Origin of the sequence: Vibrio sp. 1562 (assembly GCF_033340155.1) — a bacterium.
In the GTDB taxonomy this organism is placed as follows: domain Bacteria; phylum Pseudomonadota; class Gammaproteobacteria; order Enterobacterales; family Vibrionaceae; genus Vibrio; species Vibrio alginolyticus.
In genome coordinates this window covers 46,747-71,404 of the sequence record NZ_JAWOVY010000017.1, presented here as the reverse complement: position 1 = coordinate 71,404, position 24,658 = coordinate 46,747, and the positions used below count along the sequence as shown (strand labels likewise).

Sequence of the window (24,658 nt, the reverse complement as noted above, 5' to 3'; positions counted from 1 at the left end):
ACCTTTTTCGTTCTAATTAGAGCATTCGTCTTGCGAGAGAAACTGATTACTTTTCTTCGTCTGGTAGCTTCACATTCAGCTCAAGAACTGAGATATCGTCGTCTTTGTGCTCAAATGTTAAGTCAACCATATTTGGATCAATTGCCACGTACTTGCTGATCACCTTCAAGATGTCTTCTTTTAATTGAGGCAAGTAAGACGGCGCAGGATCATTTTGGCTGCGGCGCTCTGCGACAATGATTTGCAAACGCTCTTTAGCTAGATTCGCAGAAGTTTTCTTCTGTGGACGGAAAAATTCTAATAATGACATGTCTAGCCTCCAAAGAGTCGTTTAAAGAGTCCTTTCTTCTCCTCAGTAAGGAAACGAAATTCAACCTGATTGCCTAATAAGCGATCAACGGTGTCAGAATAAGCCATACCCGCATCGGTGTTATCGTCAAAAGTGACTGGCACACCTTTGTTTGACGCGTTAAGCACGGCTTGGCTTTCTGGAATCACGCCCAGTAGTGGAATATGTAAGATCTCCTCAACGTCTTCAACGCTTAGCATTTCGCCTTGAGTGACGCGAGATGGGTTGTAGCGAGTCAGTAACAGATGCTGTTTTACTGGCTCTAGCCCTTGTTCTGCACGCAGTGACTTAGAATCTAAAATACCGAGAATGCGGTCAGAGTCACGTACAGAAGAGACTTCTGGGTTCGTTGTGACAATGGCTTCATCGGCATAGTACAAGGCCATTAACGCGCCTTGCTCGATACCTGCTGGTGAATCACAAATAATAAAATCAAAGCCCATTTCATCAAGTTCACCGAATACGCGCTGAACACCATCTTTTGTCAGTGCGTCTTTATCACGAGTTTGAGAAGCAGGAAGAATAAATAGGTTGTCCGTGCGCTTATCTTTGATCAGCGCTTGGTTTAATGTCGCTTCGCCGTTAATGACGTTTACAAAGTCATACACGACGCGGCGCTCACAGCCCATGATTAGATCGAGGTTACGCAAACCGATGTCAAAATCGATCACCGCGGTCTTTTTTCCCTTAAGAGCTAGACCAGAGGCGATGGCTGCGCTTGAAGTGGTTTTACCAACGCCACCTTTACCAGACGTTACTACAATAATGCGTGCCATTTTTTTTCCTTTTTAGATTAAATCGCGAGAACTTCTAAATGTAATGATTCATCGGCTTTACTGATCATTACTTTCTTTTGCCAGTACTCGCTTTCAATTTGATCGCTTAACCAGTAGTCACCCGCAATGGATACCAGTTCTGCTTGTAAATCGTGGCAAATAATACGCGCTTCCTGCTGACCACTTGCTCCTGCAATCGCACGACCTCGAAGTGTGCCATGGATATGAATAGAGCCGTCAGCAATGACTTCAGCACCTGCACTTACGTGCGCTAGCACCACCAAATCACCATCTTTTGCGTAGATCTGTTGTCCTGAGCGGACAGGCGTACGAACTACTTTCGTTGGTGCCATTTTGGCAGGTGCTTGGCTTGGCGATTTGCTCGCCGACATAATGGCGAAGCCAGCTTCGGAAGCAAGGTTTTGTACACGCTTGTCTTTACAGCCCGTTACACCGACCGGAATAAAACCGGCATCTGAGATGCCTTGTTTAAGCTTAGGGAAATCAATGTCGCCTTGTACTTTTGCTATATTGATTACCAAAGGCGCGGATGCAAAAAAAGAAGGTGCTTGAGAAACTTTTTCTTGCAAAAATTCGACAGTCTTTGCGATCTCATTGTCAGAAAGGTGTAAAACTGACAATGTAAAACTGCTACCTTTAAGGTCTGGTGAATGGGTCATCGTGGACTTCTTGCCTTTATTGAAAGAGCGTTGCCTTAAACTAGGTATGTCATGTTATATTTCATCCTTTGACGCAGCAAGTTCTCTCGTGGGCAAATAGGTGAATTAATCTCAAATTTGCTATTAAGTTTGCGAGAATTTGACGTTTACAACCTAATCCGCACTCAACGCGGCTAAATCAGCATAAAAGGCGTGTCATGCTTTGTTCTATTTATAAAAGCTCGAAAAAAGAAGGTACTTATCTCTATATTCCGAAAAAGGATGATTTTTCACAGGTTCCTGACACCTTAATGCAGATGTTCGGTAAGCCTATCGCTGTCATGACGATTAAACTTGATGGCCGTAAATTGGCACAAGTTGATATCGAAAAAGTGAAGGCTTCATTACAAAATGATGGCTTCTTTCTTCAGGTTCCACCGCCGCCGGAGAACCTATTAGAAAAGTACAAAGAACAAAAAGCCCAGCAGAAAGGCGAATAACGTCATCGTTTTTCATCTGGGATTTCTGCCTTGCTCAAGGAGGGCAATATGAAAAAGATACTGGCTACCATGCTTAGCGTTGGTATGTGTACCTCGGCTTTTGCAAGTAGCGAGGGTTTTGATGAATACTTGAATAAGCTGCGTGCTGAAGCTCGTGATAAAGGTATCTCAGAGCAGGTCATTAGTGCTGCTTTTGCTAATGTTGAGTACAAGCCCCGAGCAGTAAAAGCGGACCGAAACCAACCAGAAAAGAAACTGACATTGGATGAGTACATTCCTCGCGCGGTGCCTGAGTGGAAGGTGAAGCAAGCCAGACAACTCTACAAAGAGCATTACACTGAGCTAAAGCGTATAGGCGATGAGTACGGTGTCCACCCGCGCTTTATTGTGGCACTTTGGGGAGTTGAAAGTAACTTTGGTAAGTTTACCGGCAACTTTAAAGTGATTGATGCACTATCCACAATGGCATTTGAAGGCCGTCGTGAAGAGTTTTTCCGTAAAGAGACCATGTCGGCACTGCAGATCCTCGATCAAGGCCATATTGAGCTAGAGAACTTTAAAGGCTCATGGGCTGGTGCGATGGGTCAATGCCAGTTTATGCCAAGCTCTTTCCTTCGTTTTGCTGCTGACGGCAACGGTGATGGTAAAAAAGACATATGGCAATCTGAAGCGGACGTGTTTGCATCAACCGCTAACTATTTGAGCAAGTCTGGTTGGGATGATAAATATACTTGGGGTCGCCAAGTTAAGGTTCCTAAAAATATTGATCGCAGCCTGGAAGGGCGCACGGCTGAAAAAGGCAAATACCTTCAAGAGTGGAGCCAATTAGGTATCACAAAATATGACGGTAGCCCGTTGCCAAAACTGGATGAAGACATCAAAGCATGGTTGATCATGCCGGACGACGAGAATGGTCGTACGTATCTGGTTTACAATAACTACAACGTATTGATGAAGTGGAACCGCTCTTACTACTTCGCACTTGCTGTGAGCCACTTGGCTGACCGCATTAAATACTGATCTGCCACAAACAATTCGGCATCCAGTCTTCAATACAAGGGCTCTTCGGAGCCCTTTGTTTTTTCTATAACCAAATCGAGGTAAAGCGTGTTATCTGAACGTGCCGCACAAATGGTGATTTTCTCCGCTCTTCTTAAACACAAAAGCTTCACAGCTGCTGCAAAGAGCTTAGGCGTGTCGGTGTCTCATGTGAGTAAACAGTTGAGTCAGTTAGAAGCGTCTCTTGGTATCAAGCTTGTTCAACGCACTACGCGAAGCTTTACGCCGACAGAGGCAGGGAAAACCTTTTTTCATCACTGTGAGCAAGTGGTACAAGCGGTGAGCAGCGCCACATTAGAGATGGAAACCCAGCGGGATGAAGTGGCAGGTTTGGTACGTCTTGGGTTGTCGCAATCATTTGGTACCTTACACATTATTCCAGCGATTCAAGAGTTACGCGAACTGTATCCTCAACTTCAAGTGGAAGTACATCTGTTTGACTATAAGGTCGATATGTTAGCCGAAGGGCTCGATTTATGGGTAACCAACAACGAGCATTTGCCTGAAGGTTACATTGCGCAGCGTTTGACGGATTGCCAGTTTGTTGTTGCGGCATCGCCAGATTACTTATTGAAACATGACTCGCCAACAGAACCGGATGACCTATCTGCTCACAACTGCCTCATATACAGAAGCTGGGAGCGTGACTATACGGGGTGGGCGTTTACCAAAGATCAGCAAGAATTGAACGTAAAAGTCTCGGGTAACTATTCAGTGGATCTGGCAGAAGCCGTCCGGGACGCGGCTATTGCAGGTTGGGGTATTGCCTACCTTGCCACTTACTTGCTGGGTGATGAGTTCAGAACGGGTAAGTTAATACAGCTGTTACCTGACTGGAAAGCCAGCCAGTCGATGCCGTTTTATGCGGTATACCCAAGCCGCCAACATATGCCAAAAAAAATATCCGCAGTGATTAACTTTATCAAACAGAAGATCGGCAACCCTTGTCATTGGGACCAACGTTTAGCACCTTACATCTCTATTCCTAAATAACAGGATCAATGACGTTGTAGAACGACACATAAAGTGATTCACTTCACAAAAATTTTTCCTGAACCAGAAACATATTTTCCATATGGAAACAATTAAAATAAGCAAACGTTTATCTTCAATAAATTCAAGTGGTTATTTTATTGGTCAGTTATTGGTCTCTTAAACTTTTCACACTGTTAACATCCTCAACTTGCAGCATTTTGAGTCCGCTATACAATCCGGTGCCTTCCATATCCCCCTTCTGTCGGATTCATTTTATGAACTCAATTATTGGTATCGTAGCCATACTATTCCTAGCATGGCTACTTTCTACAAATAGAAAAAATATAAAGCTGAGAACGGTGTCGTTTGCGTTTGCTTTGCAGGTACTGTTTGCGTTGTTGGTTTTATATGTACCAGCAGGAAGAGATGCGCTGAATTCAGTGAGCAGTGTTGTGTCGAATTTGATCAACTATGGTCAAGAGGGCATTGCGTTTTTATTCGGTAATTTGGCGACAGGGGGCTTCACCTTTGCGATCAATGTTCTGGGTATCATCGTTTTCTTCTCCTCTCTTATCTCAGGTCTTTATCACATTGGTGTGATGCCAAAAATCATTAACTTTATCGGTGGTGGTATTCAAAAGCTGCTGGGTATCGGTCGTGCGGAGTCTTTGTCTGCAACAGCAAACATTTTTGTCGGTACCATTGAAGCACCATTGATGGTAAAGCCTTACCTAAAACACATGACTGACTCGCAGTTCTTTGCAGTTATGACAGGTGGTTTAGCGTCAGTTGCTGGCGGAACGTTGGTCGGTTACGCATCACTGGGTGTCGACCTCAACTATCTTATTGCAGCTGCATTTATGTCGGCACCTGCCGGCTTGTTGATGGCAAAAATTTTAATGCCAGAAGATACGGATAAAGCAGCAGATATCGACATTAGCCAAGTTGAAATTCCACGTGCAACCAACGTAGTAGAAGCATTAGCCGATGGTGCCATGGCGGGTGTACGCATTGCTGTATCGGTCGGTGGTACGTTACTGGCGTTTATTAGTGTCATTGCAATGCTAAACGGTATGTTAGGTTGGATAGGTGATCTGATTGGGACACCATTAAGTTTTGAGCTCATCCTAGGTTTTGTGTTTGCGCCGGTCGCTTGGTTGTTGGGTATACCATGGCAAGAAGCAACCACAGCAGGCTCGTTGATTGGTAACAAGATTGTTGTGAATGAGTTCGTCGCTTTCATCCAGCTTGCAGAAGTGAAGTCTCAACTTAGTGAACACTCACAAGCAATCGTGACGTTTGCTTTGTGTGGCTTTGCAAACATCTCAAGCATGGCGATGCTGATTGGTGGGTTGGGCTCTTTGGTACCAGAAAAGCGTGCATTTGTTTCTAAGCATGGTTTCCGTGCGATTATCGCTGGTGTCATGGCGAACTTAATGAGCGCTTCGATTGCGGGCGTGATTTTAAGTCTGTAATTGAAATAGATATCAACAATTAGCAAAAAGGCTCCTTGCGGAGCCTTTTTCGTATCTGAAGTTTTACGTTATTTGTCTGTGTGGAACTGTTCGCAAGCGAGCATCGTGTTCTCAATTAAACTTGCGACGGTCATTGGGCCAACGCCACCAGGAACAGGAGTAATAAAGCTCGCACTTTCACGTGCTTTGTCGTACTCCACGTCGCCAACTAGTTTGCCTGAGTCAAGACGGTTAATACCGACATCGACCACCACTGCGCCTTTTTTAATCCACTCACCAGGGATGAAGTTAGGCTTACCAACCGCAACCACGACAATGTCAGCTTGACGCACATGACTCTCTAGGTCTTTGGTAAAACGGTGACATGTTGTTGTTGTGCAGCCCGCAAGCAGCAGCTCAAGTGTCATTGGACGACCAACAATGTTTGATGCACCAACCACAACCGCATGTTTACCACGTAGCTCAATGTTGTAACGGTCGAGTAGGGTAATTATGCCCTTTGGCGTGCAAGAGCGAAGCTTTGGAATACGCTGCGCAAGACGACCAACGTTGTAAGGATGGAAGCCATCCACGTCCTTCTCTGGGTGAATGCGCTCTAAAACATGTGTTGTGTCTATGCCCGCAGGAAGGGGTAATTGCACTAGAATGCCGTCAATTTCATCATCGTTGTTTAATTCATCAATCAGAGCTAGTAACTCTTCTTCTGAGCTAGACGCAGGAAGGTCAAAAGACTTAGAAACAAACCCAACTTCTTCACATGCGCGGCGTTTGCTACCGACATAAACCTGAGAAGCAGGATCTTCACCAACTAGAACCACTGCTAAACCAGGAGCACGTAGCCCAGCTTCAACACGTGCTTTAACACGTGCAGCCACTTCGGATCGAACAGTTTGGGAAATGAGAGTTCCGTCTATACTTTGAGCAGTCATGACTTTCCTTATAAATTAAGAAGGCAGATTATCTGCGGCGCATTGTCGCAGAATTTCTTATTAACATCCATACGCAAACGTTTGCTTTGTGGTGTTTTTGAACATTAAGCGTTTTAATGGACTTTTTTTAGGCATTCAGATCAGAATGTTATGAAAACCCGTTGATTTACCCGTTTGAACTCGTATAATCCTGTCCCTGTAGCGCGCCCTTAGCTCAGCTGGATAGAGCACGTCCCTTCTAAGGATGTGGTCATTGGTTCGAATCCAATAGGGCGTGCCATTTATTCAAAAGCCTCGATAACTCTTTGAGTTGTCGGGGCTTTGTCGTTTTTAGGTTTTTGGCTGTAATTGCCACTCTATCTACAACTTTTGAATGGCATTCTAGCCATTGCAATTTCTAGCAATTAATATGGACGCATATTAATTACCTTTCGTTAACCTTTATGCCTGCCACTTCTAACTTTTATGACCGACACGCCGACTCTTTCGCGAAGCAATACACATCGATCCAGTTTGAGGATGTCCACGCGAGTTGGAGAGTCTTCTGGCCCCAGGCTGGAGATCGTGTGTTAGATGTTGGCGCGGGCTCTGGTCGAGACGCGAAATGGATGGCTGAGCATGGGTGTGAAGTTGTTGCGATCGAGCCTGCTCAAGCACTTCTAAGGCTTGGTAAGTCTTACTGTGGCGATTCCGTTACTTGGCTTGAAGATGCATTACCTAAGCTTGAGAAAACCATTAATCTTGGCTTTCGCTTCGATTTAATTCTTGTCAGTGCGGTATGGATGCATCTTGCGCCTACGCACCGTGAACGTGCATTTCGCAAACTTGCAAATTTGTTAGCGCCTAATGGTCGATTGGTGATTAGCCTTCGTCACGGTGACTTTTCTGACGGTCGTAAAGCTTATCCCGTATCGGTTGAAGAGCTCGAAAAGTTTGCAAAGAATAGCGCTTTAATGGTGAGAAACGTATCTCTCGATGACGATCAGTTAAAGCGAACGGGTGTATCTTGGCAAACTGTAGTGATGTCTTTGCCTGATGATGGTTCCGGTGATCTGAATAAGGTTCGCCACATTATCGTCAATGATTCCAAATCGGCTACCTATAAGCTCGCACTACTACGTACTTTACTACGTATTGCAGACGCTCATTCTGGTGCAGTGGTTGATCGCAGCGAAGGTAAAGTTGCAATCCCATTAGGATTAGTTGGCTTATATTGGATTCGTCAATTTAAGCGTTTAATCGATAAAGAGAACATCCAGCAAGGCTCGAACTCGTCTAAAGGGCTAGGTTTTATAAAGCCCGATGGCTGGGGCAGACTTTCCCATTTAAGTCCTGATGATCTTGCTATAGGCACGACATTTTTTGGTGAAGATGCAGTGGCGCTTGATAAAGCGATAAAAGACAGCTTAAAAACCATAAAAGATGGTCCCGTCACTTTTACCTATCAAGGTGATAAATCAAACCCTTACTTTGAAATGATTCGTTCAGCTAAGAAGCCAAAACGTTCAATTGTTGTGGATAGCGAGTTCCTCGAAGGTTATGGGCTGTTTGTGTTGGATGAAAGCCTTTGGGATTGTTTTCGATTGTATAACTCTTGGATTGAGCCGCTGGTGGTCAACCAATGGATTATGGAAATGCAACGATTTCGGTCTAATCAAGAGCGGGGTATTCCACTGCAAACGTATCATGATTGTTTGGTCTGGATTGATAAAGACCATGATACGCGAGTCGTGCGAAAGAGAATTGAACAGTTGAAGCTCAGCCATTGCGACATTGTCAGTGTATGGAGTGGAAGCAAATTACGAAATGAGTATCACGTTGATCACTGTTTGCCATTTGCTTATTGGCCCAACAATGATAAGTGGAACTTACTACCAACATCTAAGGTTGAAAACCTAAACAAGCGTGATCGTATTCCTGCTAGCTATCGATTAAACGCATCCAAGCCGCGAATTTTGGATTGGTGGCAGTTAGCTTGGGGAGAGACGGATAATTTGAGTCGGACGTTTTTTACCGAGGCTTCATTGTCGCTACCTAATGTGCCTGCATCTTGTCAAGATTTTGAGCATGTCTTTGAAGCGATGGGATTACAAATTCGTGGTGTTAAAAGTCGCCTTTGTATCGCGGAATGGTAATGTCTTGTTTGCCGTTACAGCGTGATATATGAACCTGATAGGCAACCAACAAAAAAGCGCTGGTTAACCAGCGCTTTTGCATTTACTAAGGGCATTACATCTTTTTAAAGATGATGGAGGTGTTGATGCCGCCAAAGGCGAAGTTGTTACTCATCAAATATTTCACGTCCAGCTCTCGGCCTTGTCCGGCGATGTAGTCTAAATCACCACATTGCTCGTCGAGGTTTTTTAGGTTGAGCGTTGGGTTGAACCAGCCTGTGTGCATCATTTCTAAACCTAGCCACGCTTCAATCGCGCCACAGGCGCCTAGTGTGTGGCCAAAGTAGCTCTTGAGTGAACTGATTGGCACTTTGCCCAGAGCATTCGCTGTTGCGTTGCTTTCCGCAATATCGCCGCGGTCGGTGGCAGTGCCGTGAGCAGATACATAGTCGATCTTCTCAGCAGGAATGCCCGCATTTTGCAAAGCCATTTCCATACAGATTTGCATGGTTTCCATCTGTGGTTGAGTGACGTGTGCGGCATCACAGTTGCTGGCAAAACCGATGATTTCTGCATAGATTTTCGCGCCACGAGCGACGGCGTGTTCGTACTCTTCCAGAACTAGCGTTCCCGCACCTTCACCAATCACCAAACCATCGCGATCGGAGTCATAAGGTCTTGGTGTGCTTTTCGGGTCTTCATTCTTCAGACTGGTGGCAAAAAGGGTATCGAAGACAGCGGATTCCGTTGGGCACAATTCTTCAGCGCCACCAGCAACCATTACCGTTTGGTAGCCATGTTTGATCGCTTCGTAGGCGTAGCCGATTGCTTGGCTGCCAGAGGTACATGCACTGCTGGTTGGGATCACTCGGCCTTTCAAACCGAAAAATAGACCAACGTTCACTGCTGTGGTATGCGGCATCATCTGCACGTAAGTCGTTGCGGTGATCGCTTTGGTGGTTTTCTCATTCAGCATGACACCAAATGCACCGATTGCATCAGTACTGCCTGTTGATGAGCCGTATGCGATACCCGTTTGACCATTGGTGAGTACGTCGTTACCAATCAAACCTGCTTGGCTCAGTGCGTTTTCTGTTGCGACGGTCGCCAATTTGGAAACACGCCCCATGCCGCGTACTTGCTTGCGCTTGTAGTGCTTTGGCAGTTCAAAATCTAAAATTGGTGCCGCGAGCTTGGTGTTCAAACCATCATACTGTTCGTAAGAAGGCATGTATTGCGTCGCGTTCTGGCAGTCACGCAGTTTTGGTTCGACAGATTGCCAATCGTTACCAAACGCAGTCACGCCTGACATTCCGGTTACAACAACTCGATGGCTCATACTAGGCCTCCGTTTACCGAAATGACTTGGCGAGTTACATAGCCTGCGATGTCAGACATAAGGTAACTGACTAAACCAGCAACTTCTTCTGGCTCTCCCATGCGGCGCAAAGGAATTTGCGGCATCGCATGTTCTTTCACGTGTTCGTCTACCATGCCTGTGTCGATAAGCCCTGGAGCAACGCAGTTGACGGTGATTTTGCGTTTTGCCAGTTCAAGCGCGAGTGATTTTGTTGCACCAATTACGCCCGCTTTCGCTGCGCTGTAGTTAGTTTGACCACGATTCCCCATTAGGCCAGAGACTGATGCAAGCGTAACAATTCGGCCGCCTTTGCGCTTTTGCACCATTGGCATAACACAAGGGTGAAGAACGTTGTAGAAGCTGTCTAAGTTGGTATGAATCACACCATCCCATTCTTCTTCGGTCATCGCAGGGAAAGCGGTATCTTTTGTGATGCCAGCGTTGTTTACTACGCCATAGTAAGCGCCGTGTTCGGCGATATCGGCTTCTAGCTTCTCACGACAATCTGCACGGTCACTGATGTCGAATTGGATAAGACGACCGCTACCACCATGCTGTTCGATGGTGTTTAGGGTGTCTTGCGCGCCTTGTTGATCGCCCATGTAATGGACAATGACTTGGAAACCATCTTTGGCTAATTGAACGGCAATGGCTTTACCGATGCCTTTGCTGGCACCTGTAACGAGGACTTGTCGGGTCATTGTTGACTCCTGATTTTCATTTCTTGTAATTTTTCTTCTGATGGAACGTAAACGTTCAATTGGCAAGTCGCTACAACAGTTCCTTGTAGCTCAATACGGGCTGAAAAAACCGCCATACCGTTATCTTCCATAACTTTTTCAGCATACACATCGAGCACCTGTCCGCGAGAAAACGTATCGCATTCAGACGTGTATCGACGGCTACCAAGCAAAAAGCCAATCGGTGGCGCTTGTTCTTTCATTAATGCGTGGTAACCAGACCACGCCGCGACAGATTGCGCCATAAACTCAATGCCAACGTAAGCTGGCACAGTTTGAGAGGCCGAGTCGAAGAACGGGTTGTGTTCTGCGATATCAACCTGGCAGTGAATCGTATCTTGTTGAACATCCAAAGCACGATCGACCAAGATCATTGGTTTGTCGTGTGGCAAAAGTTGTTCGATGGGAGGAAGTTTAGTCATGAGCGTAACCAAAAATAAGACTAATATTATTGCCACCAAAAGCAAAAGAGTTGCTGAGAATCGCTTTGTTACCCAGTTTGGTTGGCGTCTCAACTAACGATATATGGATATCGTCTGCTTTGGTTTCGCAGTGTTGTATTGGCAAATCAAGGTTGTACTTGAGAATATGCCAAGCGATCGCGGCTTCCGTTGCACTTGCTGCGCCTAATGTGTGTCCGGTAAGTGGCTTTGTCGAGCTTACGGGAACGGAGTCACCAAAGCAGCGATGAATGGCTTTGCTTTCCATCGCATCGTTTAACGGCGTTGCTGTGCCATGCGCGTTGATGTAACCAATGTCTTGCGCTGTAAGTCCTGCATTGGCCAACGCTTTTTTCATCGCTTCTTCTGCGCCTAACCCTTCTGGATGTGGTGCGGAAATATGGTGTGCGTCTGAGCTGTCGCCAGCTCCGAGAAGAGCAACGGGCGCAGGTGTTTTGCTTAGCAACATTAATGCTGCGGTTTCACCGATATTGATGCCGTTGCGATGTTGGTCAAACGGCTTACAAAGGGTATCGGATAGAGCTTCTAAACCGTTAAAGCCGTTTAGTGTGAGGCGACAAATGGTATCCACACCACCCACAATAACTGCATCAACAATGCCAGAGCGAATCAGGCGTTGCGCGGTTAAAAAGACACGGCCACTAGAAGAACAGGCGGTTGAAACTGAGTAATGTGGGCCGCTCAAATCAAAGTAGGCGGCAATAAAATCGCTGCAGTTGCCAAGCTCTTGTTTGGTGTAATGGTAGTCGGCAGGAAAATTACCCTTTGCCAGCTTTTCACCAAATGCGATTTCGCCATCTGAAATGCCAGATGTGCTGGTGCCGATCACGACTGCGATACGGTCACGACCATATTTAGCAATGGCGTCACGCACGTCGCCTTCGATTTGCTGCAAAGCCGAAAGTGCGAGGCGGTTGTTTCTCGTATCAAACTGGCTGAGTGCGGGTGGTAATTGCGGTAACGTCTGTGCGATTCGACCGATTACTGTTTGGCGGCCTGAATTTAAAATATCTCGGTCAACCACCATGTTGGATGGCTTCGCTCCCGATAAACACTGGTGGATGAGCGCATCATCTTGTCCCATGGCAGAGTGAAAGCCACAGGCCTGAATATACAAAGGTTGAGAAGAGCGAATAGGCATATTGTTATTCTAAATTGTTCTTAATTAATCTGATGTTGCAGTGTTTGAATAGAAATTGAAAACTGATGTTTGAGGTGATGAAAATCAATCTTACCCTCTAACTTGTTAGAAGAGCTGTATTGAATCTCAATGATCTTTTCACCGTCGCTATCAAAGATGGCGCGAGAATTATTTTTATCAATAATTCGCCACCTTACCTCATTTAACGATCCTTCCCAAGCGGAACTCGGCCAGAGCGTGATCATCAGGTTAAATAATACCTGTTCTGGCTGCGGTAGCGAACCTTGTAAACCGTTGAGCACTTCGGTTTGAATTTGTTCTCCATCGTAAGACAGTGAGAGTACTCTTGTCCCCCAGGATGAAAAGCCTGCCAACACCACTTCGTTGTTGGTCACTTGCAGTTGTACCGGAAGTTGCTCAGATGTGGTTTTACCATCTATTGCCCAAGAAGCCGTAATTAACTGACTGGCAGACAACTGATAGCCCAAGCTTGCGGGAGTGGGCAAGCTAACTTGGGTGTGCTCGGCAATGTCGACCAGAGGCGTCGATTGGTGAGGGACCAAGCTGCATGCACTTAAAAACAGACTCAGTACGATTAACGTCGCGCAGCGAAAAGCATGGTTAAAAATCATGACGTCGTTTCCTCTGTTTTAATCGCAATCGGAGAGAGCAGCCAAGCAACAAAAATACCACTTAACACCGTAATGCCGAAACTGTGAATCGCGTGAGTTTGGCTGAGTGATAGCAACCCAAATGACAGCACAGTGGTTATTGCCGAAAGGGTGATCGCCAATAGTGTGCTCACGCTGCGGGCTTTCTCGGCAAAGAACAGAGTGTAATCGATCCCGATACCAAGAATGAGCACCAAGCCAAGCAAGTTGAATAGGTTTAATGTTGTTCCCATCGCGACTGCCGTTGCCAGACCGCAGGCGCAAGCAATCAATGATGGCAGTAAAACTCGCCAACTGTGTTGCAGACCGTACCGCTTGATTAATACCAGAAAGATCACAGCACTGGCGGCTGCCAATAGTTCCATGATTTTGATTCGGTATTCACCAAATAGGGCGGATATTTCCTCAGCTTTGTTTAGATAAACAACATCAGACTGCGATTTGGCAAATGCCTTAACAACGGCGGAGTCTTGCAATTGGTTTAACACCACTACCGTTGCAGATTTTCCTTTGATCTTACCCAAATGGAGAAAACGCACAGGCGCTGATACTGGGTTTTGCAAGTACTGATCAACCGTGACAGGGATAAAGTCGGCGTCCATTTTAGGCTTTTTACTTAAGCTCAGTCCGGAAGCTAGTGGGCTGGATTGTGTCGCGTAAAGATCGCGAATCAATTGATAGTCTTGTTGCTGACGCTCCACCGAGCTCAAGTAGCGGCTCAGACTTTGGTAGCTTTCGATGGTGCTGTCCGCTTTCCACGCTTCTAATGTTGGCGTCAAAGACTCCAGCTTTTTCATTAGGTTTTCGTCATCGTCGGCGGTAACGACCAACATTTGCTGCGAAGATTGCATGCCACTAAGCGTCGTAATCAAGGTTTCTTGCTGCTTGAGATCGTTCGGCATCGTTTGCAGTAGACGAATGTCGTCATCGTAGTTCAATTGCAGCAAGAAAAAGCCACTCGCAACCACACATAACATCGGCAATCCGACTTTAATTCGAGGTTGATTCCAAAGCGTTAACCATTTCGCCAACAGTGATTGTCCCGGTAATGTCGAAATGGATCGCGATGGGTTACGAGCCAGTATCGGATACCAAGCCACCACGGTGACGTAAGCGGCAATCAGACCAATGGATGAAAACAGAGCAAGCTGCTGCAAACCAGGAAACGGTGCCACTAACATGCCCAAATAGCCGATCAAGCTGGTGATTAAGCCAAGTGTGATAGCTATGAAAATATGCTTTAATCCTTGCTCGCTATCCCATTCATTTCCCGCCGCAAGACGTTCGGTTAGGTAGTGGAATGCGTAGTCGATAGACACGCCGATTAAACTTGCGCCAAACACTAAACTGAACAGATGGACTTTTCCAAAAATCCACGTTGTCACTGACAACGCAACGAGCAAACCAATGGTGATGGAAAGCAGTGCCAGAGACAGCGGCATCACACTCCGAAAGACCAGCAAGAACAATGCAATGATACCGAGTAGAGAGAATACACCGATGGTGCTGATCTCCGATTTTGCACTTTGCGTACCAAAGTCGGCGTAAAATAGAACGCCAGTATGTGCGACTTCAGCGCCATATTTCTGCGCGACGCTTTGTTCTAGCGCTTGAATATCAGGGACTGCAAGCTGCCCAGTTAGGCTATAAGGCGAGTCTTTTAGTTCGGCAGTAATAAGCAAGTATTGAGCATCGCCTTTTTCGACGGACAGATAGCCGTTATCCAATCGGAAAGAGGACGATTGCTGGGTAACTTGGCTTAAATAATCACGAAATAGCAAGAAAGGGTCATTTTGTAACTCTTGCCCAGTCACCCCAGAAAACGGGTTGTACAGCGACTGAATCACATGCTGCACTTGCTGTTCTGGATTTTGGCTTAAACGCTCTCGTTGTTCAGGCGTCAGCAATTGGAAGCGGTGCTTAAAGTAGTAACTCGCCCAAGCTTGCTGTTCTTGAGGTGAGATTTTTCCTACCACATCGCGAAAATGATTACTTTGGCGTAACCCCTTATCAAATTCAGCGGCCGCTGCAAAAAGGGCATTTTTGTCCGGCGCTGTGATCACGAAAATGACTTTGTCGCTCATACTTGCCGAGACCGACTCAAAGGCTTGCTCAGCCACCGGGTTTTGTTGGTTCTTCGGCAGCAGTTTTAAAATGTTGGTCTCAATCGGAGATTCTGCACTCCAAACCCATTGTTTGAGTAGCAACGCGCCCGCTAAAACAACGAGATTGAGCCAAACCAGAGCAAAGGTGTGAGTGCCAAGACTGAGTTTAGAAACGGAATTGAGCGTCTTCGGCATCCGTGAGTTCCTGAGGTAGAGAGGTCTGGTTCGTAAACGTGATTTCGGTTTTATCGCCGCGCAGCTCTTGTAGGGTTAGGCGATCAATGTGCGTTTTACCGGAAAGAGTGATAGATTGAAACACCGCATTTAATGGCGACTGTTTGGGCACTAAAACGAGCTGCCAATGATTGTTCTCAACTGAAAAATCGAGTGTGAATTGTTCTTGCAGTGCAGAAGTATCCCCGTGGAACACGGATAAAAACACATGGCTAAAGTAGAACGCCATTGGGTTTTCTTCTGCAGAGATCGTTTTCGGAGCTTGGTCGGCAAAAGTCTGACGAAGTTTGTTTTCCGTCAATACCAAATTGACTGCGAAAGGTTCTGTTTGTTGCCACAACAAGCCATGTGTTTTGCTCAGTGTGAACTGACCTTTAGAGGTTAAAGGTTGACTAAACATTTCCAGATGACGCTGCTGCGTAAAATCTCCGCGTACGATTTCATGCTGAGACAACTGCTGTTGAAGCGACGCCAAATCCGTTACGTTTGCTGTCGGTGTGGCCAGTGCTGGAACAGAAAATATCAACAAAAAAGAGAGTAACCACTTTTGCATTAGTTCCGGCTCCCATGGTTGTGCCATTGCTCTACTTTATCTAAAAAGACTGCTGGAGACACAAAGCACATCTCTTGCTTTTCAATGGATACGGCGACTTGCGTTGTATGCGCTTTGCACATACGTTGATTCGTTTCGGCGTCGTAAATCACGTAATCCACACGTAAGCGGTTTTCCCACTCCGTGAGTTGCGCGGTAATACGAATGGTGTGATTAAACGGAATCGCCTTCACGTATTTAACGCGCGTATCGATGATCGGCCACATGTACCCAGAGTCTTGCATATCGCGATAGCTGTATTGGAGCTTCTCCATCAGCACACGACGCGCTTCTTCAAAATATCGAAAGAAGTTGCCGTGATAAATCACGCCCATCGGGTCAGCATCTTGGAATGAGGTGACCATAGTCACCTCCGCTTCTAATGGGTAGAGAACCTGCTCTTGCATTATACCTCCACGTAGAGTGGCCAATGACGTTGCTGAATGCGTTCAATGAAATGACGCAAATCTTGTTCTAACGGGCGATCTTCAATCACAAACTCAAACTCGCTCAGTACGGCGTCACGAATTACTCGCAAACTCTGACTCATGTGGTGTTCGTCCAATTCGTTATGACGGCGACGAATCTCAACCGCTTGAACGCTTGCTAGGAGTGAAGCCGCAGCAACTTGCTCTGTTAACTCAAGTACGCGTAAGCAATCACGAGCCGCGATGGTGCCCATGCTCACTTTGTCTTGGTTGTGACATTCGGTTGAGCGAGAAAAAACGCTTGCTGGCATGGTGTTTTTCAACGCTTCTGCCGTCCAAGCTGAGATACCAATCTGAACCGCTTTAAAGCCGTGGTTGATCGGTTTACGCTCGCCTTCTGCACCGGTTAAGTTAAACGGCAGGCCGTTATTGAACTTGTAATCCATCAATTGCGCCATCTGACGATCCAGCAAATCAGCTAAGTTGGCAATGTTCACTTTCAACGTATCCATCGCCATTGCGATATGACCACCGTAGAAGTGACCGCCGTGCAGAACGCGCTCATTGTCGCCATCGATGATTGGATTGTCGTTGGCACTATTTAGCTCATTCTCAATCAATTGACGTAGCCAAGGCAGTGAGTCTTGCACCATGCCAATGACGTGTGGCGCACAACGTAGCGAGTAACGATCTTGCAGTCGGTCGCTATTGCGTGGCGGACGCTCAGCATTGAGATCATCACGCAGCCAAGCCGCAACTTGCTGTTGACCAGGATGAGGTTTTACCGCAAACAACGCTTCATCAAAGTGGAAGTCATTACCTTGCATACCCACAGAGACCATCGCGGTAATCTTGGTGCACAGCTGCGTTAGGTATTCTGCGCGTTTGTAGGCAAGACAGGCGAGGGCAGTCATCACGGATGTACCGTTCATTAACGCCAAACCTTCTTTTGGTTTTAGGCGAATTGGCTCAATGCCCAGCTCTGCAAACACTTCTTGTGTTGGTCGCACATCGCCTTTGTAAAGCACTTCACGCTCGCCAATTAAGGTCGCTGCTAGGTAAGACAGAGGCGTTAAATCGCCACTTGCGCCCACAGAGCCTTCTTGTGGAATACGCGGCGCAATATCGTGATTGATAAGCGTAACGATTTGGTTCAACAGACCGTGAGACACGCCAGATACGCCTTGCGACAATGAACATAAACGTGTCGCCAACACCGCACGAGCTTGCTCATGAGAAAGGATTTGACCTAAGCCACAGCCATGGAAGCGCGTAAGGTGCAACGGAAGTTCATCCACAAGAGCAGGTGGAATCGCCACAGTGCATGAATCGCCGTAACCCGTGGTCACGCCGTAAATAACGCCTTCTTCCTTCAGTAATCGTTCCAGAAACGCCACGCCACGATCAATTTTCGCGGTAAATTCTGGCGAGGTGTTCATGTGTGCCTTTGCACCTTGAGCAATGGCAACGACATCTTCGATGGTTAAAGATTGGGCACCAAAAGTGATGTTGTGATTATTGTTGTTTGTCATGTGGCTGATTACTTAAAGTCCAGAAGTTAAAAAAGTTGTACCACTGTAACGGCGCTTGCAGTGTGTGGTGTTCTAATCTTTGTGCGTACTGTTGAACAACGTGTTCTAGTGCCTGCTGACGTTCCTTGCGCGGTAGCGTGATTTGGTCACTAAAGTGTTCAAAGTACACATTAAAATGCGGAGTGTTTGCTTCATCGTCGCGTAGGCCGAAGAGTAGATAAACCGGCGCTTTTAATACCGAGGCCAGCATGAATGGGCCTTGCGGAAATGGCGCTGGTTTACCAAGAAAATCTGCCCAAACGACACGATTTTCTTTGCTGGTAGAAGTGCGATCGCCAACGATCACCACCCATTCGCCTTGCTCGATTTTTTGTTGAAGCAGAATCGCGGTGTCTGGTCCCATTGAGCTGACTTGAATCAAATTCAGTTCCGAGTTTGGGTTTACCGCCTTCATTACCGCATTAAATTGTTCAGCGTGTTGGGTAAATACCAAGGCGTTGATTTTGACATGAGAGTGTCGACGACCAAGCGCGCGGCAGAGTTCGATATTGCCAAGGTGCGAGCCTAAAATGAGCACGCCTTGTTTTTTCTGCGCCATCTCTTCGAAATGATGCTGGCCGTGAATGGTTAGGTTATCGACGTTAAAGTCACCTTGCCAGGCAGCCAGTTTGTCGAGCATGGTTCGCCCAAAGGAAAGCAGATGATGATAGCTGTCCAACTGCTTTGGCAGTGCGATGTTCTGCTGCGCTGCGTAGTGCTGTAAGTTGTTCAGGTAAACCTCAGACGCTTCACGGGCAGATTTACCCGTGAAGTGGTAGTAGCGCATGACTAGCTTTAAAATCAGGTCGAACGCTTTTCTACCGAACAAGCGGTAAACCGCGAGCAAGGTTTTGATGCCTAAAATCGTGCCTTGTTCTTTTCGTTTCGACCAGTGGGCATTGCTGTCGTCTGTGTGACGGCGCTTTCTGGCGAGTAGCGAGGGTATACGCGGCAACATGCCAAAAAATAGGCGAGTGTGCATCCAGCTTATCTTGACGTTATCCCACAATGCGTCGAAGTGGGAAATGCCACCTTCAGGGTAGATCACGCGCGTTGGAACAAAATCAATATCGACGCCTTCCCAGTACATTCGCACCAGAATCTCGATATCAAAATCCATGCGTTTGCCGATGTTGTACTTGTTCAACACGGCGACCGTTTTCGCCACTGGGTAGGCGCGAAAACCGCACATGCTGTCTTTGATAGACAGTGACAAGGTTTCTATCCACACCCAAATGTGCGTAGCGTAGCGACCATACAGACGGGCTTTAGGTACGCTCGCGTCGTATATCGGTTGGCCAGAAATCAGGTTATCTGGTTTTGTTTCGCTGGCGCTGAGCAATTTTGGTAGTGCTTCTAGGTCGTGTTGACCATCTGCGTCGATTTGAATGGCGTGCGTAAAACCAAGTTGGTGAGCTTGATGTAGGCCAGCCATCACCGCGCCACCTTTACCTTGGTTTTCGCTCAAACTAATCAGTTTTATCAGCCCTTGCTCACTCAACGCTGAAAGCGCTTGTTTGGTGTCTTCATTGCTGCCGTCGTCCACGACAAGCACTGGCAAATCGAAAGAGGATAACGACGCAACCACGTCTGCAATTGTGCTGCCGTGGTTGTAGCAAGGAATTAAAAAGCAGGGACGGTAATCACTCACGTGACTCACCCAGTTTCATTTTGCCTGAAGAGTGAGTCACCAAGGTTTCACCGTTTTTCGATGTGTACTTAAAGGTCAATTTCTCGCGCTCATTGTCCCAAGAGAGTGAGAGACAAACGTCGGCGTTTGGCAGAATCGGCTCTTGAAATTTGATGACTTCCATTCCTTTAAATACCTTGGGAGTGTTCAAATATTGAACGGCGCAGAACAACGCCCAGTCAATTTGAGTGACGCCGGGTAAAAGAGGAAAGTGACTGAAATGACCTTGGAAATCTAAGATGTCAGCATCCACACGCAGCGAAAGCTCCGCGGTGTGGTCACTCACTTCAATATTCTGAATGGTTGGTTTTCTTTTATCCATGTTACTAGCTTTATTGGAATAGTTTTTCAATTTCAGCAACTTGGCGTTTGCCTTGGCTGTTCAATGGAATTTCGTCGACCACTCGGAATTTTCTCGGGATAGCGATCGGTTCTAGCCAATTGCGCAGTGCCTTGCGAAGCTCAAGCCAAAATTTGCCTTTACCAAGTTCATTAAGCACATCGCTGCCTTTATCGTTAAGTACGATGATCGAGACTAACGTGAGGCGACCAGATTCTTCCATTGGGATCACCACGCTTTCTTGAACCCACGGCAATTGCTCTAAACGTTTTTCCACTTCGACAAGGGAAATACGCTTTTCTTCGACTTTGACGATTCGGTCAGTGCGTCCACGCAATTCAAAAGAAATACTATCATGGAAATAGCATTCATCCGCAGTTTGGTACCAAGTGTTTTCATCAATGTGTGGCGAGCGGAGCTTTAAACAATTCTCATGGTTAAGCTCGGCTTCAACACCAGGGAATAACGTCCAAGGAGTGCTGGCTACGTGCTGCTGACGGTAAGCGATGCCGCCGGTTTCTGTGCTGCCAAAAACTTCAATAGGAAGTGACCCAAACAACTGCTGGCTGTGCTGCGCCGCTTGGTTTGGCAAGGGGCCACCAGAAGAAAATACACACCGAATCGCAACCGGATTGTGCTCTTCACTGAGTCGTTTTAGTAACGCAGGGCTGCTTACTAGCGTGGTGTCAGCATCAGCGTGATGGACAATTTGCTCTGGGAACTCAAGGTTGTGTGCTGAAAATGGACGTGCAGAGCACAAAGGCCACAATACGCGGAACAGCAAGCCGTAAATGTGTTGATGAGAAACGGTGCTTTCAACGCGTGTGCTGGCAACCGTGTCGCCCCATAGGTTATCTAGAATAGAAACTTCGATGTCGAGCTGTTTCAGCGTTTTTGCAATGGCTTTTGGTGTGCCGCTTGAACCCGAAGTGAATAGCGTTACCGGTATTTCCGCCAGGTTTAATTCACGCCAAAAATAAGGTTGTTTGGCCTCTGACTCGTTAATCACGGTGGTTTCTAGCAATGATTGAGCTTCGATCAAAAGCGAGCTCACCAGTTCTGGAACCGAGACATCGGCATCATGCAGCAACAAATCGTAGTGCTCACTGAGCTCTTTGAGTGCTTCTGGTTGGTAATTACCAGGTAATACAATGGATTTTCCTGCATAACTACAAGCAAAAAAGCCAACGGCAAACAGGTAGCTGTTGCCAAAACACAACGCAATGTTTTGCGTTGGTTGGGTTTCTAACTGCTGAGCAAGTGTTGCGACGTGCTGCTGGAAATCACCCCACGTGATAACCGTGTCGCGCTCGTAAGAGACTGGGGATTGCTCAGACCTCTCTGCGATGAACAAGGTCGCTAGGGAGGTAAAGCTCGAATACGTTGTATTCATACGATTAGTGTTCCTTTCGAACAAATTGACGCACGATCCATTCTCCAGCGAACAAGCCACCAGCAAGTAAGTAGCTGATGAGGCCGTTATAAAGCGTCCATATTTTTACTGGTAGGAAACAGGTATAGAGTGCAACAGCAGCGTTGAGCGTAAAAAAGGCGCACCAAACCATCGTCACTTTGCGAGTGTAAGTCACGCCACTAGCCGGAAGGTCGGGTTCTTGCAAGCGAGCAAGCCTCTCTATGATCGATTGCGGCTGTTTTAAGCTCAGTCCAAATACACACAGCATACATACATTGACAACGACAGGGTAAAACTGAAGCCACCCATGTTGTTTAAACACCATGCCAAGCGTAATTAGGACAATGCCAACAGCGCCCGTAACGAGCGCCAAGAACTTAAACTCTTTTAGTGGGGTCTTATTTGCGACGAAAACACGCAAAAGTAACGCAGCAATTAACAAGCCCCCAACTAAGTTCAAGCCAAATTTATCTATACCGAAATAGACGGCGAAGGGGTAGGCAAACAGTACAATTGCAGACAGACCAGTCAGCAATTGGCGCATTAACTTTCCTTCAATAACTCAGTAACAGCGTTAACCACATCGTCGACGGTTCTTACTGTACTAAACTCTGCCGGCTTGATTTTTTTGCCAGTGACATTCTGTAGGTGTACGACCAAATCAACGGCGTCAATGCTATCAAGATCGAGATCTTGGTATAAGTGCGCATCTGATTGAATGTCGGCTGCATCAATTTCGAACAGCTCAACAAGCGCATCTTTAACTTGTTCAAATACTTGATCTTTATTTACATCAGTCATGAATATACCTACAACTTATTCATTAGTTTGAGAAGAAACGTATTTCGCTAGATTTGCTACAGACGCAAAGTGTTCGCGCGTATTTGAGTCGTCGGCATCAATAACGATGTTGTATTGTTTTTTTATTGCGAGTCCAAGCTCAAGCGCGTCGATAGAATCTAAGCCAAGTCCATCACCAAAAAGTGGTGCATCCGTTTCAATATCATCTACGGTTAAATCTTCAAGGTTTAAAGCATCAATAATAAGTTGCTTAATGTCGTTGTGTAACTGTTCCACTGGGACCTGCTTATTAATAAAAGTTTTCTGGAAAAATGTTTTCAGCTAGGTGCTGTTGTAAGCGTCGCGCCGCTATTGTCGGCGACGTAGTTTGCTTTATAAAGGGGGTAATCTCAACTTTATCCTTAACTTCAACCCTGAAAAAGGGCTTTGTTGCCGGTACTTGATACCATTTTTTCTCTTTTGTGAGGAAACTTGGCGTTACCGTAATATGGACAACTCTTAAATCTCGTTCTGTTCTTACCGCAATTTGTGCTGCACCGCGTTGTAATTTCGGCTCTACACCTGGTGTTGTTCTTGTTCCTTCAGGAAATATAAGCAACACGTTGCCTTTGTTAAATCGTTCATCACAAAGTGCTAATAAATCATCCGGTGCTTCATTGGGAATATATCCGGCTGCTTTTACGATGTGCTTCATAAAAGGATTCGACCATATTGCCGATTTTACTAAACAGTCGCAGCGATTTAATTGTGAAGCAATGAGAACGTAATCGATTAAACTAGGGTGGTTGGCAACAATTAAACAATTACGATCTTGTTGAAGAATATCGGCACCAATAATTTGATAATCGATTGCGCCACTTAGCTTCATCAATTTACAAAATGTGTTGAATGAATATCGAATCGCACCCTGAACTTTATATTCGCGTTCCGTTTGGTCTGAAACAAAAATACGAATGGTCGGAATAACAATGAAACTCAGTACTAAACCACCTAACCCAAATACTGAAAAACAAAAGCCTGTTGCTAGCACACGCCAATACTGATTTAAGCGAGTCATTTTTTGTGCCATTCCCAAGCTTGATGCGGAGCGAAAATAGTCCACTGGCTTTTATCTAACAAGTATTGTTGCAAAAATACTAAACCTTGAGGAAGAGGATGACCGGAACGTTCTGCGTTTATGGAGCTTTGTATCGCGAAATTGTCTCCATGAGAAAGTATTAAGCCAAGTCCAAACCCTTGGTATTGTTGGTTTTCATATTCTAAATAAGAGTCAGGCATAGGCTCATCAAAATCAACAAGCAGTACTTTTTTGTCAGGATTGTCGGACAAAAACAGCCATGCTTCTAATATTGCGCTTTGGAATGTGTTTTCTGCCGCAGCGATAGAAGTTAGGGGAATGGGTTGTTTAGTTGCGATAGTGGCAAGCCCTGCGGCGGTATTGTGCACCGATTGAGAAAAAGCCATCGGAGACGCCTCTTCTCCATTAATTATATCTTCAACTAGTGCGACGCTGCGATGCAGTTCACCATGACGGCTTGAAAATACAAGGTAATCAACTTGATGTTGATTAAGCATTTCGATTGCAGTTTGTACCGCCAGTTTACTGAGTGGGCTCATTCTTCTGCGCATCATCGCAGGAATATTTGCAACATTGATTTTGCCATCTTCTGGCCATTTTATCTCTGTTGCCCATTGTTTCCATTCATTGGATTCGGATAAACCGAATGAATTCGCTGTCCACGCATCAATATTGAACGAAATGTTGATCTTCGAGTTTGGCATATTGGGTTAAATTGTTTATTTTACAGCTCGATACAAATTGGGGTTGACCCAAATTCACAATAAAAAGGAAATTATCATGTCGCGTTTTAAGCTGTATGTCTCGTTATTATTAACTTTGCTTCTTGTTGGTTGTGGACGAGTACAACCTGTAATGAATGTGGAGGATACTCCAGTTGCTTATGATCTTCAAAATAAACAAGTAAAAATGGCCATAGTGCAATCAGCAACTAACCGAGGCTGGACGATCGAAGAAGTAAGCCCTGGTGTTCTTATTGCAAAAATCCACGTTCGTAAACACTCTGCAGAAGTAAAAATCCCATACAATAATAAATATTACTCAATTATTTATCTCAACTCAGTAAATCTCAAAGCAAGTGATGGCAAAATCCACCGCAATTACAATCGTTGGGTAAACAACTTGAATGTTGATATTCAGCGAGCTATTGCATTGTTGGGCAATCAATCTCAACAATAAAACTATTAATTGCAGTT

General features: G+C 45.9%; 27 protein-coding genes and 1 tRNA gene. 7 read left to right on the top strand and 21 right to left on the bottom strand.

The window, feature by feature from the left end; translation table 11 throughout:
• Positions 1-46 precede the first annotated feature (46 nt).
• The 3 genes from minE to minC are packed head-to-tail and all read right to left on the bottom strand — an operon-like array spanning position 47 to position 1,805.
• On the bottom strand, positions 47-310 hold the full coding sequence (gene minE, locus R7Z49_RS16965) for a cell division topological specificity factor MinE (protein ID WP_005388332.1): 264 nt from the start codon (positions 308-310) through the stop codon (positions 47-49).
• Between the two features lie 2 nt (positions 311-312).
• A complete protein-coding gene (gene minD, locus R7Z49_RS16960) occupies positions 313-1,125 on the bottom strand; it encodes a septum site-determining protein MinD (protein ID WP_005388331.1) in 813 nt (270 codons plus the stop codon).
• Between the two features lie 17 nt (positions 1,126-1,142).
• Positions 1,143-1,805: a septum site-determining protein MinC gene (minC, locus tag R7Z49_RS16955; RefSeq protein ID WP_005382304.1), complete on the bottom strand. Its 663-nt coding sequence runs from the start codon at positions 1,803-1,805 to the stop codon at positions 1,143-1,145.
• A gap of 197 nt (positions 1,806-2,002) precedes the next feature.
• Between minC and R7Z49_RS16950 the strand changes: the two genes are divergently transcribed.
• The 4 genes from R7Z49_RS16950 (at position 2,003) to R7Z49_RS16935 (ending at position 5,793) form a co-directional block, all read left to right on the top strand.
• Positions 2,003-2,284, top strand: a complete 282-nt coding sequence (locus tag R7Z49_RS16950; protein ID WP_005382303.1) for a YcgL domain-containing protein — start codon at positions 2,003-2,005, stop codon at positions 2,282-2,284.
• A 48-nt stretch (positions 2,285-2,332) separates the two neighbouring features.
• Positions 2,333-3,304: a lytic transglycosylase domain-containing protein gene (locus R7Z49_RS16945; protein ID WP_005388330.1), complete on the top strand. Its 972-nt coding sequence runs from the start codon at positions 2,333-2,335 to the stop codon at positions 3,302-3,304.
• Between the two features lie 87 nt (positions 3,305-3,391).
• Positions 3,392-4,336 carry a LysR family transcriptional regulator gene (locus tag R7Z49_RS16940; RefSeq protein WP_025766976.1) on the top strand — a complete coding sequence of 315 codons (945 nt, stop codon included), beginning with the start codon at positions 3,392-3,394 and terminating at the stop codon, positions 4,334-4,336.
• Between the two features lie 257 nt (positions 4,337-4,593).
• A complete protein-coding gene (locus R7Z49_RS16935; protein WP_005382298.1) occupies positions 4,594-5,793 on the top strand; it encodes a NupC/NupG family nucleoside CNT transporter in 1,200 nt (399 codons plus the stop codon).
• A 68-nt stretch (positions 5,794-5,861) separates the two neighbouring features.
• On the opposite strand, the gene folD is transcribed toward R7Z49_RS16935, so the two are convergent.
• Positions 5,862-6,722 carry a bifunctional methylenetetrahydrofolate dehydrogenase/methenyltetrahydrofolate cyclohydrolase FolD gene (gene folD, locus R7Z49_RS16930; RefSeq protein ID WP_186584417.1) on the bottom strand — a complete coding sequence of 287 codons (861 nt, stop codon included), beginning with the start codon at positions 6,720-6,722 and terminating at the stop codon, positions 5,862-5,864.
• A gap of 203 nt (positions 6,723-6,925) precedes the next feature.
• On the opposite strand from folD, the gene R7Z49_RS16925 reads away from it, so the two are divergent.
• Positions 6,926-7,002: transfer RNA gene (locus R7Z49_RS16925), tRNA-Arg, on the top strand.
• A gap of 163 nt (positions 7,003-7,165) precedes the next feature.
• Positions 7,166-8,857, top strand: a complete 1,692-nt coding sequence (locus R7Z49_RS16920; protein ID WP_132936501.1) for a class I SAM-dependent methyltransferase — start codon at positions 7,166-7,168, stop codon at positions 8,855-8,857.
• Between the two features lie 94 nt (positions 8,858-8,951).
• Here R7Z49_RS16920 and R7Z49_RS16915 read toward each other — a convergent pair whose 3' ends face one another.
• The 17 genes from R7Z49_RS16915 to R7Z49_RS16835 are packed head-to-tail and all read right to left on the bottom strand — an operon-like array spanning position 8,952 to position 24,166.
• Entirely contained in the window at positions 8,952-10,175 is a 1,224-nt protein-coding gene (locus R7Z49_RS16915) for a beta-ketoacyl-ACP synthase (protein ID WP_042523982.1), read from the bottom strand.
• A complete protein-coding gene (fabG, locus tag R7Z49_RS16910) occupies positions 10,172-10,897 on the bottom strand; it encodes a 3-oxoacyl-ACP reductase FabG (RefSeq protein ID WP_005388326.1) in 726 nt (241 codons plus the stop codon). Before fabG ends, R7Z49_RS16915 begins: the two co-directional genes overlap by 4 nt.
• Positions 10,894-11,358 (bottom strand): hotdog family protein, encoded by a 465-nt coding sequence (locus R7Z49_RS16905; RefSeq protein ID WP_017634799.1) that lies wholly within the window; start codon positions 11,356-11,358, stop codon positions 10,894-10,896. Before R7Z49_RS16905 ends, fabG begins: the two co-directional genes overlap by 4 nt.
• Complete coding sequence (locus tag R7Z49_RS16900) at positions 11,351-12,538, bottom strand: beta-ketoacyl-[acyl-carrier-protein] synthase family protein (RefSeq protein ID WP_054578011.1); 1,188 nt, start codon at positions 12,536-12,538, stop codon at positions 11,351-11,353. The genes R7Z49_RS16905 and R7Z49_RS16900 overlap by 8 nt, the downstream gene beginning before the upstream one ends.
• Positions 12,539-12,558: 20 nt before the next feature.
• A complete protein-coding gene (locus R7Z49_RS16895; RefSeq protein WP_054578010.1) occupies positions 12,559-13,170 on the bottom strand; it encodes a DUF3261 domain-containing protein in 612 nt (203 codons plus the stop codon).
• Complete coding sequence (locus R7Z49_RS16890; RefSeq protein WP_064376296.1) at positions 13,167-15,509, bottom strand: MMPL family transporter; 2,343 nt, start codon at positions 15,507-15,509, stop codon at positions 13,167-13,169. Before R7Z49_RS16890 ends, R7Z49_RS16895 begins: the two co-directional genes overlap by 4 nt.
• Positions 15,481-16,101 (bottom strand): LolA family protein, encoded by a 621-nt coding sequence (locus R7Z49_RS16885; protein ID WP_064376295.1) that lies wholly within the window; start codon positions 16,099-16,101, stop codon positions 15,481-15,483. The genes R7Z49_RS16890 and R7Z49_RS16885 overlap by 29 nt, the downstream gene beginning before the upstream one ends.
• Entirely contained in the window at positions 16,101-16,547 is a 447-nt protein-coding gene (locus R7Z49_RS16880) for an acyl-CoA thioesterase (RefSeq protein WP_064376294.1), read from the bottom strand. Before R7Z49_RS16880 ends, R7Z49_RS16885 begins: the two co-directional genes overlap by 1 nt.
• Positions 16,547-18,100, bottom strand: coding sequence for a histidine ammonia-lyase (gene hutH, locus R7Z49_RS16875; protein WP_064376293.1), 1,554 nt, complete (start codon positions 18,098-18,100; stop codon positions 16,547-16,549). The genes R7Z49_RS16880 and hutH overlap by 1 nt, the downstream gene beginning before the upstream one ends.
• Complete coding sequence (locus R7Z49_RS16870) at positions 18,084-19,790, bottom strand: glycosyltransferase family 2 protein (RefSeq protein ID WP_165935336.1); 1,707 nt, start codon at positions 19,788-19,790, stop codon at positions 18,084-18,086. Before R7Z49_RS16870 ends, hutH begins: the two co-directional genes overlap by 17 nt.
• On the bottom strand, positions 19,783-20,151 hold the full coding sequence (locus R7Z49_RS16865; RefSeq protein ID WP_132936503.1) for a 3-hydroxyacyl-ACP dehydratase: 369 nt from the start codon (positions 20,149-20,151) through the stop codon (positions 19,783-19,785). Before R7Z49_RS16865 ends, R7Z49_RS16870 begins: the two co-directional genes overlap by 8 nt.
• Before the next feature lie 10 nt (positions 20,152-20,161).
• Positions 20,162-21,562 carry an AMP-binding protein gene (locus R7Z49_RS16860; RefSeq protein ID WP_186584415.1) on the bottom strand — a complete coding sequence of 467 codons (1,401 nt, stop codon included), beginning with the start codon at positions 21,560-21,562 and terminating at the stop codon, positions 20,162-20,164.
• 4 nt (positions 21,563-21,566) lie between these two features.
• Positions 21,567-22,127, bottom strand: coding sequence for a hypothetical protein (locus tag R7Z49_RS16855; protein WP_132936505.1), 561 nt, complete (start codon positions 22,125-22,127; stop codon positions 21,567-21,569).
• Entirely contained in the window at positions 22,127-22,384 is a 258-nt protein-coding gene (locus R7Z49_RS16850) for an acyl carrier protein (protein ID WP_025766966.1), read from the bottom strand. Before R7Z49_RS16850 ends, R7Z49_RS16855 begins: the two co-directional genes overlap by 1 nt.
• A gap of 15 nt (positions 22,385-22,399) precedes the next feature.
• Positions 22,400-22,660 (bottom strand): phosphopantetheine-binding protein, encoded by a 261-nt coding sequence (locus R7Z49_RS16845; protein WP_005382278.1) that lies wholly within the window; start codon positions 22,658-22,660, stop codon positions 22,400-22,402.
• A 13-nt stretch (positions 22,661-22,673) separates the two neighbouring features.
• Positions 22,674-23,441, bottom strand: a complete 768-nt coding sequence (locus R7Z49_RS16840) for a lysophospholipid acyltransferase family protein (RefSeq protein ID WP_005388305.1) — start codon at positions 23,439-23,441, stop codon at positions 22,674-22,676.
• Positions 23,438-24,166 (bottom strand): beta-ketoacyl synthase chain length factor, encoded by a 729-nt coding sequence (locus R7Z49_RS16835; RefSeq protein ID WP_054865733.1) that lies wholly within the window; start codon positions 24,164-24,166, stop codon positions 23,438-23,440. Before R7Z49_RS16835 ends, R7Z49_RS16840 begins: the two co-directional genes overlap by 4 nt.
• 76 nt (positions 24,167-24,242) lie before the next feature.
• Here R7Z49_RS16835 and R7Z49_RS16830 point away from each other — a divergent pair, with 76 nt between their 5' ends.
• Positions 24,243-24,641, top strand: coding sequence for a hypothetical protein (locus tag R7Z49_RS16830; RefSeq protein ID WP_005382272.1), 399 nt, complete (start codon positions 24,243-24,245; stop codon positions 24,639-24,641).
• Positions 24,642-24,658: the final 17 nt, after the last annotated feature.